This is a genomic window from Gluconacetobacter diazotrophicus PA1 5 (assembly GCF_000067045.1).
Lineage (GTDB): Bacteria > Pseudomonadota > Alphaproteobacteria > Acetobacterales > Acetobacteraceae > Gluconacetobacter > Gluconacetobacter diazotrophicus.
Genome location: NC_010125.1, coordinates 2,638,162 through 2,651,248, shown reverse-complemented (window position 1 = coordinate 2,651,248; position 13,087 = coordinate 2,638,162). Strand labels below are relative to the sequence as shown.

10 protein-coding genes are annotated in these 13,087 nt (G+C 66.9%); all 10 read right to left on the bottom strand.

Features of this window, described 5'->3' with window-relative positions:
- Positions 1 to 6 precede the first annotated feature (6 nt).
- The 10 genes from GDI_RS12130 to GDI_RS12085 all read right to left on the bottom strand — a co-directional run bounded on the left by GDI_RS12130 (position 7) and on the right by GDI_RS12085 (position 12,901).
- Positions 7 to 660, bottom strand: a complete 654-nt coding sequence (locus GDI_RS12130; protein ID WP_012226570.1) for a polysaccharide biosynthesis/export family protein — start codon at positions 658 to 660, stop codon at positions 7 to 9.
- A gap of 22 nt (positions 661 to 682) precedes the next feature.
- Positions 683 to 2,008 carry an outer membrane beta-barrel protein gene (locus GDI_RS12125; RefSeq protein ID WP_041249802.1) on the bottom strand — a complete coding sequence of 442 codons (1,326 nt, stop codon included), beginning with the start codon at positions 2,006 to 2,008 and terminating at the stop codon, positions 683 to 685.
- Positions 2,009 to 2,022: 14 nt separating this feature from the next.
- Complete coding sequence (locus GDI_RS12120) at positions 2,023 to 3,195, bottom strand: glycosyltransferase family 4 protein (RefSeq protein WP_012226568.1); 1,173 nt, start codon at positions 3,193 to 3,195, stop codon at positions 2,023 to 2,025.
- A 10-nt stretch (positions 3,196 to 3,205) separates the two neighbouring features.
- On the bottom strand, positions 3,206 to 5,455 hold the full coding sequence (locus GDI_RS12115) for a GumC family protein (protein ID WP_012553347.1): 2,250 nt from the start codon (positions 5,453 to 5,455) through the stop codon (positions 3,206 to 3,208).
- Positions 5,445 to 6,263, bottom strand: coding sequence for a WecB/TagA/CpsF family glycosyltransferase (locus GDI_RS12110; RefSeq protein ID WP_012226566.1), 819 nt, complete (start codon positions 6,261 to 6,263; stop codon positions 5,445 to 5,447). Before GDI_RS12110 ends, GDI_RS12115 begins: the two co-directional genes overlap by 11 nt.
- Positions 6,253 to 7,752: an exopolysaccharide biosynthesis polyprenyl glycosylphosphotransferase gene (locus tag GDI_RS12105; RefSeq protein ID WP_231854108.1), complete on the bottom strand. Its 1,500-nt coding sequence runs from the start codon at positions 7,750 to 7,752 to the stop codon at positions 6,253 to 6,255. Before GDI_RS12105 ends, GDI_RS12110 begins: the two co-directional genes overlap by 11 nt.
- Before the next feature lie 510 nt (positions 7,753 to 8,262).
- The gene (locus GDI_RS12100) at positions 8,263 to 9,612 is read right to left on the bottom strand and encodes a UDP-glucose dehydrogenase family protein (RefSeq protein ID WP_012226563.1); all 1,350 of its coding nucleotides are present in this window, start codon (positions 9,610 to 9,612) and stop codon (positions 8,263 to 8,265) included.
- A gap of 46 nt (positions 9,613 to 9,658) precedes the next feature.
- On the bottom strand, positions 9,659 to 10,636 hold the full coding sequence (locus tag GDI_RS12095; protein WP_012226562.1) for a glycosyltransferase family 2 protein: 978 nt from the start codon (positions 10,634 to 10,636) through the stop codon (positions 9,659 to 9,661).
- Between the two features lie 13 nt (positions 10,637 to 10,649).
- Positions 10,650 to 11,834, bottom strand: coding sequence for a glycosyltransferase (locus GDI_RS12090; protein ID WP_012226561.1), 1,185 nt, complete (start codon positions 11,832 to 11,834; stop codon positions 10,650 to 10,652).
- Positions 11,835 to 11,851: 17 nt separating this feature from the next.
- Positions 11,852 to 12,901 (bottom strand): GumK N-terminal domain-containing glycosyltransferase, encoded by a 1,050-nt coding sequence (locus tag GDI_RS12085; protein ID WP_231854107.1) that lies wholly within the window; start codon positions 12,899 to 12,901, stop codon positions 11,852 to 11,854.
- Positions 12,902 to 13,087: the final 186 nt, after the last annotated feature.

Genomic DNA, 13,087 nt, shown 5'->3' with positions numbered 1-13,087 from the left:
GGGGTCTTAGAAATACCGTTCATAGATTGTGATGACGTCGCCGGGCTGCAGCATGGAATCGCGCTTCACCCGTCCCTCGACCGCATGGCCCCCCGGGTCGCTGCGCACGTCGCCCGCGTAATCGGTGATCGCGCGATAGGTGTATCCGCCGGCGAGCGCCACGGCGCTGAGGGTGGTCATGCCGGGCATGTAGGGATACTGGCCCGGATGCGCGACTTCGCCCAGCACAAAGATGGGACGATACTGTACGATCTCGACCGACACGCTGGGGTGCGTCAGGATGCCGCTGCTGCTCAGCCGCCCTGCGATCGTGGACGCCAGGTCATGCGTCGTCAGCCCGGCGGCGGCGACCGAGCCGATCAGCGGAAAGGCGATCTGCCCGTTATCCCCAACGGTAAACGTATTGCTGAGCTGCAGGTCGTTATAGGTCAGGACCCGCAACTGGTCGCCCGCCCCCAGGCGATAGGCCGTGCTGGCCGGCGGCGGCAGCGGGGCCAGGTCGCTGCCCGGGGCACAGCCGCCCAGGACGGACAGCGCCACCACCAGCATTCCGGCACCCAGACGTGTGCGATGGGGCCGTGCGCGATGGGGGTGCGCGCGACGGCGGATCGCGGGGCGGCAGTCCGTGTGGGGCGGGCGGTGCGTCGGCGCGGTCATCATTATCCTCCGGTCATGGCACGGGTCATTCGGCGAAGCTGACCCCGAGTGCGATATAATTGCTGGCGAAAGTCGATCTCTGGTCGGCAAAGAGCGGGTCGGGCGCAGCACCCCCGTGGGCGTAGTCGTTGACGTGGCTGTAGGACAGGCTGGCCGTGACCGTGCGGTTGACCTTCCAGTTCGCGGAAACACCGAACTTGAACAGGGTCTGCGTGCGGGACCGGGTTCCCTGGACGGTCTGCCCGGTCTGGCTCATGCCGCCCTCGGCATAGCCGCGCAGGAAGATATTCCGCCGCAATTCGTGATCGACCTGGATGCGCCCGTCCGTCACCGTCTGGTTGCGCGCGAAGGGCGAGGCAGGGTCCAGGATCCGGCGATAGAAGAAGATGCTGACCGTATCCAGCCGCGTCGGCGTCCAGATCGTATCGATCTCGAAGGTGGGGGTGGTGACGGACGGCGCCGCGCTGCGGGTGAAATGGCGCGTCTCGCCCCCCGCCAGCAGCCGGTAGCGGACGGGCGAATCCGTATTCAGGTCCAGGCCCGCGAAGGCCGCGCCATCGACGTAGTCGTTGGGGGTGCCGCCCGGGGTCGTGACGAATTGCGCCGTCGATCCGCGCAGGATCATGACCGCCGCATTGCCGGTGGATATTTCGAAGCGCGAGGTCAGCGATCCGGTCTCCAGCCGATGGCTCAGGCTGTCGTAGTTGGTATCGAATCCCCCGCCCGTGGCCCGGCCGAATGAATAGTTCTCGAAGATCGCGGACGGAATCAGGCTGAATCGGCCGAACAGCTTGGTATAGGTCAGGCGCACATCGTCGGCGGCGTAGGGGACCGGGCGCGATACGCCGAAATTGCCCAGGTCCATCGACGACAGATGCAGCAGGTAGTGCGTATATCCCAGCGACAGCGTGTCGTTTCCCAGGTTCAGCAACCCGCCCGCCCCCGTCGCCCAGTTTGTGTAGTTGGCGACCGGGATCTGGGGAAAGCGGCGGTCGCTGACGTTGGCGAAGATGCCCAGCGCGTGGCGGGACCAGTTCGAATTGATCTTCAGGCCGCCATCCATTTCGAATTCCGCGCTCTGGGTATGCGGGGTCGCCAGCGTATTGGTGTTGTACCCGGCGTTGAGCGCGGCGGAGGGACGCACGATGAAGCTGCCCAGCGGAATTCCCGTCGGCTGCTGGCCCAGCAACTGGCGCATGACGACGGAATCGGCCTGGTCGGACGATGCGTAGCCCGGCAGGTCCGATGGGAAATATTGCGCGATCAACTGGGCCCGGGCCGGATGGCTTCCTGCCGCCATCGTCGCCATCGCCAGCGTGGCCAGTACCGCCGGACGGCGGGAGGAGCGCATATACAAGCGGGCTTTCAGGACAGGGAGCCCCCTTGCGCCGTGTCCAGCGAGATCGGGGGGGCTGGATTCTTGCCGGCGGACATCAGCACCGTTCCGTACATGTCGGTATAGCGGCGGGCGACATCGTTCCAGTCATAATGGGCTGACTCCCTGATCGCGTGCGTGCGCAGGCTGCGCAACGCCTCGTCGCCGCGCGCATGAAGCGCCAGCATCTCCTCTGCCAGCCCGTCCACGTCATCGGCCGGCCGGACGATGCCCATGCCGGTCTGCCCGACCAGGCGGCGGAAGGGGACGATATCGCTCAGCACCGGGATCAGTCCCGCCGACAGCGCCTCGACCGCCGCCAGGCCGAAACCTTCATGCCGGGACAGGCACCCGTAATAACTCGCCTGACCGAAAAGGGTTTTCAGTTCGTTGTCCGACGGCGCGATGACGAAGCGCACCGCATCGGCCACGCCGGCGGCGCGGGCGGCGGCGGCCAGGTCGGCCTCCGACTGGTCGGCGGGCCGGCCGGCCACGATCAGCCGCCAGTCCCCGCCGCCCGCGCGCAGGCGCGCCAGCAGCGGAAACAGCAGGTCGATCTGCTTGTGACGCGCGAACCGGCCGAAGCTGACGATCGTCCGGGTGGGATCGGCGGCGGCGGCGGCGCGGAATTTTCGCTGGTCGATGCCGTTCTCGATCGTCAGCAGGCGCGTGCCCGCGATGGGCTCGAACATCTGCGCGTCGCTGTGGCTGCATGCCACGATCCGGGCATAGGCGTGAAGGGACGCGCGGGTCACGGTCCGGAACCACATCGTCTTGATCGCGCGTAGCGCGCTGGTATGGAAGAACCCGCCATGGGTCGAGGCCACCAGCGTGCGCCCGTGCAGCCAGCGTGTCGCGGCCAGGAAATCGAAAAAGAAATCGATGGCGTGCACATGCACGATCGTGGCGTCACCCAGGTGGCGAAGCACGCCGGGGGCCAGCGGATAGCGGGTGGACCCGCGCCAGGCGATACGGCGGACCGGCACGCCCTGCACGATGTCGGTCGCGGGCAGTCGGTCCGGGGCGCCGAACACCCGGTCCAGGGTCAGGACCGTGGCGTCGATCCCCAGCAGGTCGCGCTGGATGCGTGCAAGGTTCAGGACTGAATCTTCCAGGCCGCCGACCGACGGGTTGAACTGGCGGACGATATGCAGGACTTTCAATGTGCGTCCCTCAGGAATCGTAATTCAGGGCGATGCGTCGCGTCGTTTCGCCGCGATAATGCGCGCCGGGGAACGCCGAGGCCGAGGCCTCGGCCATCGACACCACGACGCCCGAAACCTGCGCCCCGTAGGACCGCAGCCGCTCGATCGACGACAGGACAGCGCTGCGCGAGGTCCGCAGCCAGCGGCAGACGAAGACGGTCTGGTCCGCGACGGCGCCGTAGACCAGCCCGTCGGGCATGTTCTGCAGTGGCGGGCTGTCGATGATGATCAGGTTGTACGACCGGCTGATATCCTTCAGCAGGGTGCGCAGGCGCGCGATTTCCGCCGTGTCGAACGAAAGCATGCAGGGCGCGCCGGCCGAGATGAAATCGACGCCGGTTTCCGCGTCGTGACGCACCACGTCCGTGACCGACGCCGCGCCGGACAGCAGTTCGGTCAGCCCATGGGGGACGGGCGTGCCGCCGCGGCGGGTTCCCTCGCGATGGTCGCCGTCGATGACCAGGACGGGCTGGCCGCCGGTGCGGGCCAGCACCGCCAGCCAGTAGGCCAGCGAACTCTTGCCGTCGCCGCCCGAAGCCGAGGCGACGGTGATGACCCGCCCCCGCCCGGTCAGGGGGGCGGACAGTGACAATTGCGCCAGAAGGCTGCGTACCGCCTCGCTGGCCGGCGAGAAGGGGGCATCGAGCACGTGGCTGCGGACCGCGCGCCCGTTGCGCGCCGGAATGCGGGGAATGGCGGTCAGCAGCGGCAGGCCGATCGCGGCGCGCAACTGTTCGATTTCCCCGAAACCGGGCGAGAGCAGGTCGCGCAGGAACACCGAGCCCGCCGCCGCCACCACCGACAGGACGATCACGCCCATCAGCAGCTTCTTGCGATTGGGGAAGGTGGGCGCGTCCGGGGCCGTGGCGTGCGAGACGAAGGCGACCGGCGCCTGCAGCAGCGCCACCCGGTCGACCATTTCCTTCGACCGGCCCAGGAAGGCCTCGTACACGTCGCGCGCGCTCTGCGCCTCCTGGTCCAGCATGCGGTATTCGGCCTGCGGCGAGCCCTGGATGCTGGCTTCCTGGCGCAACTGGTCCAGATTGCGGCTCAGTTGCGCGACCTCGGCCCGCGCGGACACCACGTCCTCGTTGATCGAGGCCAGGGCGGCCTGGGTCTCGGTGGCCAGGCTGGCGCGGGTTGCAGCGATCTGCTGGTCCAGGCCCGCCAGGTCGGGGTGATGCGGCCCCATGGCGGCGGCCTTCTGGGTCCGGGTGCTTTCCAGTTGCGCCAGCGTATTGGCGGTGGCCACCAGGATCGGCTGCTGGGTCAGCGCGACCAGGGCGCGGCTTTCGCCCCGCGCGCTGGCGCGGGCCAGGGCGTCGGCCCGGGCCTCGGCGGCGGCCAGGCGGTTCTGCGCCTGCGTCAGGCCGATGGCGGTTTCCGACATCTGCCGGTCGATCAGCGGGCCGTTGCCCGATCCGTCGCCGGTATTGGACAATTTGTGCGCGGCGTTGAACGTGCTGGCCTTGGTCGCGGCCTCCAGCCAGCGCTGGCGCAACTGCCCCGTCCGCCCGTCGACCCAACCCGCCGTGCGGTTCAGGTCGGCGCGCTGCCGGTCCAGGGCGATCTGCTGGTATGCGGTCACGAACATATTGGCCAGGTCGGCCGCGCGCTGTCCGTCGGCGGCGTTGACGCTGATGTTGATGATGCGCGAATGGACGCCCGGCACCACCGTGACGGCGGCCAGAAGCTGGTCCACCTGCGCCTGCCGTGCGTCCTCGGGGCTGATGGGTTTCGCCGGCGCGCACAGCAGGTGGGCGTGGGTACACAGGGCCGCGCGCAGGCTGAAGCCCGGCGGCGCGGGCGGCGGCGGCAGGGCGCGCAGCACGGCCTCGGCCACGTCGCGCGACTGCAGCATGCCGGCCTGCGTCGCCAGTTCGTCATCGTCCAGCCGGTCGTTCGGCTGGGCGTTCTGGTTGACCGGGTCGGTGCTGGCGGGCGACACGACGACGGTCGCGGTGGCCATGTAGGTGCGTTTCAGCATCAGCGTCGCGCCGCTGCCCGCCAGGAACGTCCCCGCGCCCACGGCAAGGAACAGCGTGCGATAGCGACGGATCAGCCGCATGCCATGCAGAAGAATGGCCCGGCCGTCGCGCGGTGGAATCATCGTCGGCAGGGGGTCGCCCATGCTGACGTCGTGGAAGGGAGCATGGTTCATGTCGGCATCGCTCATGGCAGGCACCGGCCGGGGCCAGGTGTCGGTTCTAGCGGTCATCGCGCGGGCTCCGTTCGGGGCTGATCTTCCAGCGCAGGACGTGAAACCCGAAGATCGGCAGGCCGATCAGATAACGACGCCACAGTCGTTTCGGTTCGCGCGATAATCTGACAAGCCATTCCAGTCCCAGGTTGGCCACCCAGCGTGGCGGCCGGCGGACCCGTCCGGCGGCATGATCGACCAGCGCGCCCGCCGTGATGGCGACCGTGGGCGCCAGGCGGTCCCAATTGTCGTACAGCCATCGTTCCTGCCGCGGCATGCCCATGTTGACCAGCAGCAGGTTCGGGCGCGCTGCGTTGATCTGCCGGACGATCTCCTCCGATTCGGCCGAGCCGGGGCGCGCGTCGAAAAACCCGTCGCGTACTCCGGCCGTACGCACGCCGTAACGCTGTTCGTAGGCGCGCGCGGCGGCTTCGGCCACGGACTGCTCGCCCCCCAGCCAGAACAGCGAGGCATCGGGGCCCAGGGCCTCCAGCACCGGTCCGATCCATTCCGGAGGGGTGGTGCGGTGGGGACGCCGCCCGATCAGGAACAGCGACGCCAGTTGCACCCCCGCGCCGTCGCAGAAGGTGACGTCGGCGCGGTCGAACAGGTCGCGCAGCCAGTGCTGGCGCTGTGACAGCACGACACAGTGCGCATTGGCGTTCACGATCAGCATCTTCGCATGGCGGCGGGTGGCCTGGATGACCTGCCCGGCCAGGTCCTGGCGAGGAATGTCCAGCAGGCGCAGCCCCATTACGCGCAGTTCGTCGGCCTGCGTCGGGGTGAGGGGGGCAGGGACGAAGGGAGCGATGGCGTCAGAAGGCATGACGGCTGAAGACCTCTCGCACCACGGTCAGCATCAGGATCTTCAGATCGAAGCGCAGCGACCATCTCTGCATGTATTCCAGGTCCAGTTCGACGCGGCGGCGCAGATCGTCCAGCGTGACCAACTGGCCGCGCGCGCCGTTGACCTGCGCCCATCCGGTAATGCCGGGCTTGACCTGGTGGCGGATGACATATTCCGCCAGCGCATCGTCCAGCAGCATGCCGGCCGCGCGGGTGTGCGGCGCGTGCGGGCGGGGACCGACCAGCGACATCTCGCCGCGAAGAACGTTCAGCAATTGCGGCAGCTCGTCGATGCTCAGCTTGCGCAGCCACTTGCCGATGGGGGTCACGCGCGGATCGTCCCGCGCGGTCTGGCGCGCGGCCATCATGTCCGACTTGTCGGTGAACATCGTGCGGAACTTGAAGACCATGAAGGTCCGGTTGTTGAACCCCAGGCGCGGCTGCCGGAAGAAGACGGGACCGGGCGAGGTCGCCTTGATCGTGATCGCGACCGCCGCCATCAGCGGCGCGAGCATCACCAGGGCGATTGCGCCCAGGAAGACGTCCAGGACCGTCTTCTTGACGATCTGCCAGTCCGACAGCGGGCGACGCTGAAGGACCAGCAGCGCGAACGGCCCCAGCCGTTCGATCGGCAGCAGGACGTCGATGCCATGCACGATATTGGGCAGCACATAGACGTCCGCCAGAACGCTGCGCAGCCGCCAGTTGATTTCGGCTACATGGTCGATCGGATCGGTACTGGGGGGAATGGCCAGAATGATCGCATGCAGCGGGGTTTCGCGGCTGCGCTCGATCAGGTCGTCCAGCGTGCCGGTGGTGGCGGTGGGGTCCAGCGCGGTGTCATGGTCGTCGAATACGCCGATCATGCGATAGGTCGATCCGGCTTCCTCCCCGATGCGGGCGGCCAGCCTGATGGCGGCGTCGTCGCTGCCGACCACGGCCACGTTGCGTGCCAGCTGGTTTGCGATTGCCGGCCGGGACAGCAGCACCGTTTCGGTTCCGCGCACCACCGCCAGCACGCCGGTCGAAAAAGCCAGCCACGTCAGCGCCAGTTCGAACGACGGCACGATGGGATGATGCAGCATGTACAGGACGATGACGTGCAGCAGCGCCCCGGCCAGAAGCGGCGGCGTCAGATAGCGGACCTGTGCCGAAAAATCCTGTACCGTAGGGACATGAAGCAAACGGCGGTTCTTGGGGAGCATCAGGAACCCCAGCGCCGACATCAGGTCCGCCAGCGGCTGCGCCACCCGCCAGTCCTGGTGGATGATCGCCGGTTCGACGGAGGCGCCGATGAACGTGGCGGCCAGAATCGCCAGGGTATCTACGCTGGTTATCATCCCGGCCAGAACGGAATGATAATAAGGATAGGTCCCGGGTTCGGCGATCCTGGCCGAAGGCGTCTTGTATGTGATCGGATCGGTCGAAAGACCGATCGAATCCTGCAACTGGCCATACCACTCGCTCATGCGAAGATCTCCATCGGGCAAGCGCTCACTGTCGACCGTTTTACCGTTTCGAAATGTTATGATCTGAAAAAAGTCTTTTTAAGACGAGTGTGTCAAAAAGTTCACGAATTTCTCAATCAGGCCGAAGCCGCCCGGTCTGTACGCGCGGACGTCCACACCGCCTGGGTTCCGTCGCGTCGATCAGACCGGCCGGGCGTGCTCCGCTCGGCGATATCGATCGTAAAAGGCTGATGCGTCGATAAAATGTCTTCCGTGGAGTTCCGGAAACCCCGGTTCGGCATCAAGACATAAACGTGATGCCCAAGGCACACGCGTAAATCCAGGCCCACGAGGGGCCGGGTGGAAAATTTCGAAGCATGTCAAGACTAGAGGCGGAAAGATGGCGGTGTCCAGCGTTTTGTGTAAAATATTTTAGAAACTCGTGATGTAGGCAGAAGAAATGAACGATGTCGTGCCTCGGCCCCCCGGTGCCCCGATTTCGCAGGGGCATCGGGGCGCCGTCGTGGCCCGTTATTTCCGCACGGGGCCTTCGATCAGGGGGCGGCCGATTGATTCGTATTGGAAACCATGGTCGCGCATGGCCTTGGGTTCCCAGACATTGCGCAGGTCGACGATGACGTCGCCTTTCATCAGTTCGCGCAGCCGGGCGGGCGACAGGGCGCGGAATTCGTTCCATTCGGTCAGCACCACCAGGGCATCGACCCCCGTCGCGGCGTCCAGCGCGTCATGGCAATAGACGACTTCCTCGGGCAACAGCGGTTGGGCGGCCTCCATTCCCGCCGGGTCGAACGCGCGCAGCGTCGCACCCGCGCCGGCCAGGTGATGCAGGATGGGAATGGACGATGCCGCGCGCATGTCGTCTGTCTCGGGCTTGAAGGTCAGCCCCAGCACCCCGATCGTCAGGCCGGCCACGGACCCGCCGCAGGCCGCGACGATGCGGTGGGCCATGCGGGTCTTGCGCGTATCGTTGATGTCCACCGTCGTTTCGATCAGCCGCATGGGCGAGCCCGCGTTCTGGGCGATGTGGACCAGCGCCAGCGTGTCCTTGGGGAAGCACGAGCCGCCGAAGCCGGGGCCCGGGTGGAGGAACTTGCGGCCGATCCGGTTGTCCAGTCCGATGCCGCGGGCAATGTCGTGGACATCGGCCCCGACCTTTTCGCACAAATCCGCGATCTCGTTGATGAAGGTGACTTTCATGGCCAGGAAGGAATTGGCGGCATATTTGGCCAGTTCCGCGGTTTCCAGGCTGGTGAACAGGATCGGGGCCTCGATCAGGTACAGCGGGCGGTAGAGCCGGCGCATGATCTCCATCGCACGGTGCGCACCCCCTTCCTTGGTCGTGTCGGTGCCGATGATCACGCGATCGGGGCGCATGAAATCGCCGATGGCGTTGCCCTCGCGCAGGAATTCGGGATTGGAGGCGACGTCGAAATCCAGGTCCGGCCGTACCCGGCGGATCAGGTCGGAAACCTGGCGTCCCGTCCCGACCGGCACCGTCGACTTGGTGACGACGACGGCATAATCCTTCATGCATTTCGCGATCTGTTCCGTCGCGGCATAGACATAGCGCAGGTCGGCATGCCCGTCGCCGCGCCGGGTGGGGGTGCCCACCGCGATGAAGATCGCCTCCGCTCCCTGGACCGCCTGTTCGATATTGTCGCCGAAGGTCAGGCGTCCGGCGGCCACGTTGTCGGCCACCAGCTTGTCCAGGCCCGGTTCGTAAATCGGGATACGGCCCTCGCGCAGCGCCGCCAGGCGGTCCGGGTCGGTTTCGACGATGGCCACGTTGGTGCCGAATTCGGCGAAGCAGGCGCCGGACACCAGTCCGACGTACCCGCCGCCAATCATTGCGGTCTGCATGATCCACTCCTCTGCTTCATGATGGGTCCATGGGGGGCGCCGCCGGTCATGCCGAACGCCATTGCGCGACCCGGCGTTGCATCGCGCGCCCGATCTGCCACCCCATGCGCGGTACAAAAGACGGGCGTTTCACGGCCCGCGCCGCCAGGGCGCCGACCGCTCCGCGCCGGATCGCCTGCGAAAAGAAATGGGCGTCATCCAGCCGCCTGAGCCCTTCTGCCCGTGCCAGAAGCATCGCCGTCAGCCGGGGGATCCGCACGGATCGCGGGGGCGTCCGCCAGGTCGATCGCCGCCTGCGCCAGCGCGCCGTAGCGATCGTCGTGCGCGTCATGTCCGACGCCCGACGGCTGATCGTGCCCTCGCGCTGGGTGTAGAGGTAATGCGCCGTGTCCAGGATCCGCATCCGCGCCCCGTGCAGCAGCAGCGTCACCATGAAGGTGAAGTCCTCGCCATGGCGCTGCCCGACGGGATAGCGGATACCCGATTGGACCAGCAGGTCGCGCCGGATGACGGGCTTCAGCAACCCCCAGTCCACGCCCCGCCCGTCGGCCAGGTTATGGGCCAGATAGTCGTCCAGCGTTACCGGTGGCGGCGGCATGGCGCGCGGTCCCATGGCGCGTCCCGTCACCTGCCCGGCCACAGCGTCGTAATAGAGCAGGTCGTCCGCCAGGATGTCGGCCGCCGGGTCCTGCGCCGCCATGTCCGCCATCGTGTCCAGCCGGTCGGACGCATAGGCGTCATCCGCGTCGAGGATCGCGATCCAGTCGCCCGTGGCGTGGGCGATGCCCATATTGCGCGCCCCCGCCGGCCCGCCGTTCCGCGCCATGCGCAGCGGGCGGATGTGGGGGTGGCGCAGCGCCAGGGCCTCGACCACCGCCAGGGTCGTATCGGTCGAACAATCATCGACGACCAGGATTTCCGCCGCCGGCAGGCTCTGCGCCAGGACGGACCCGATGGCCCGTTCGACGAAGCGGGCGGCATTGTAGACCGGGATGATGACGGAAACGGCGATCCGGCCGGTCATGCGCTGGTCCTCGTCATGCGTCGATCCTCGCCAGTTCGTCGTACAGATCCTCCAGTGCCGCCGTGCAGAGCCGGATGTCATGCTTCCGCTGGACGAAGCGCCGGCCGGCGGCGCCCATGCGGTCCGCCAGTCCGTCATCCGCCAGCAGCGCCAGAAGCCGGTCGGTCAGCGCATCGATATCGCGTTCGGCAAAGGCGAAGCCGGTTTCGCCGTCCTCGATCCCCTCGGTCACGCCGCCGCGGGCCGAGGTGACGACGGGCACGCCGCTGGCCTGTGCCTCCAGCAGCACCAACGGCAGGCCCTCGGCGTCGCCGCTGACGGCCGTGACGCTGGGCAGGCAGAAGATGCGGGCCTGGTTCAGAAGGTCCTGCACCCGATCGCGCGATACCGCGCCGGTGAAGGTGACCGTGTCCAGCGGCGCGGCCATGTCCTGCAGGGCCGCGCGTTCCGGCCCGTCGCCCGCGATGACCAGGCGGGCCTGCGGCATCCGGTCGCGCACGCGGCGGAAGGCCTCGATCAGGAAACGGCATCCCTTCTTTTCGACCAGCCTGCCCAGGAACAGGATGGTCGGCGCCCGGGCACCGGGGGTGGGTGCGCGTGGGACGAAACGGTCCGGATCGATGCCGATATGGCGGACATGGACCCGCCCGGCCGGCAGGCCCACGGCAATCGCGGCATCGCGGATGTGGCCGGATACCGCGACGAAGCTGACTTCGGGCCGCCGGGCCAGCTTTTGCAGGCGGCTGGGGTAGCTCTTCCACCGCCGTCCCGACCGGCCGGCCGAGAACCATGCCATGTGGGTGGTGATGTCCGACCCGTGCAGCGTCACCAGCAGCGGGACCGACAGCCGCCGCGCCAGATGCCAGGCCTCGACCCCGTCAAAGCCGAAATGGGCGTGGATCAGCGCCGGACGGACCTGCCGGGCAATGCGGGTCAGGCCGGGCGGCGCGCGATCCAGCGTCCGCGCCACCACGCTGCGCGCACGCTGCGGCAGGGTGGCGGGTCCGCGATAGGCGGCTTCGGCCGCCAGGCCTTCCAGCGGCAGCCGGTCGACCAGCCGTTCGCCGATCATCACCGGATTCCATCGGCGCAGGGCCAGGGACTGGTCCCGCACGAAGGTTTCGGACAGCGGCAGGATTTCGGTCCGATAGATCCCGACGGTCGGGCGGTCCGTCATACTGTCGGTTCTCTGAAGCATCCGTCCTTCCTTTCCGGCTAAAGCCTTGTGTCGGCATAGGCTTCGGGCGTGATGATGCGATCCACCACCTCGTTCCAGCCCAGCATCTGGGGGCGGATGGGGTCGCTATGGGCCAGGGCGTCGTCGATCGCCTGCCGGATCGATGCCGGGTCGCCCGGCCGGTATCCGTATCGTCCCGGCTGGTCACCCATGGCGAAGTCGGGACAGATCGCGGGAATGCCGAACAGCCCGAATTGCCGAAGTTTCAAGGAAGTATCGAGCAGATAGCGTGGCGTGTCGCGGTCCAGGTACGGCGCCACCCCGAAGGCCGCGTGCTGCACGAAGGGCAGCGTCTGCTGGAAGGGCATTTCCTGGTGAATGATGATGTTGGGCGCCGACAGGCCGTCCGCGGCCTTGCCCGCGCCGATGATGTGGAAGTCGATATCGGGAAATTCCGCCGCCGCGATCGTGAAAAACGAGGCATCGAACAGCATCGACCCCATCGACACGCAGCTCCGCCGGTTGCCGTAAGGGTTGGGATAGGATCGCTCGGCGATCGTGCGGTCGATACCCTGGGGGATATAGAACGACGTGCGGTCGTGCGGCAGGCCGTCGCGCAGCAGGCGCGAGGGCAGGCGTATGGCATCGATGCTGTCGAAATTGGCCCGAAAGCGTCTCTTTATGGTTTCGGCGCAGCCGATGACGTCCAGATCGTCCGATGCCAGATAGACGATACGGGCCGTTGGATTCAGCCGGCGTGCATCCTCGATGAAAACCGGCGCCATGCCGGATTCGATGAAAATCGTGTCGGCATCGCAAAGCCACTGCCTTGGAATCCTTGGAATCATCCGGCGATAAAGCCAGAACATCGATTCCTCGACCGGTGCCAGGGCCGGGCGGCGGATGTTGAACGGGTGCCAGGCCGCACGCCACAGGAAGCATTCGACGCCATCGACGGTTTCCACACGGTTGGCGCGTGGCGCCAGATCGGCCCGGGTGTCCCCGCGATGTTCCGACAGACGGCTGAGGCCTACGGAAAAGAAGCGGGTTTCCCCACGCTTTGCCAGTTCGGCAGTGATGAAATGCACGCTCGCCTTCCGGCGGGAACGATAATCATGCACCGATATAACCAGTGATCCGGTCATGCGTACGGTCTGCCTCTCTTCGTTACTGATAACGCAGGGAACAGTCGCAATATCGATTTTGGAACGGGGCCAAAAATCCGCGTTCTCCGACGCGTGGCCCCGTCACCTGTAGGGGATCGTTTCGGGGAA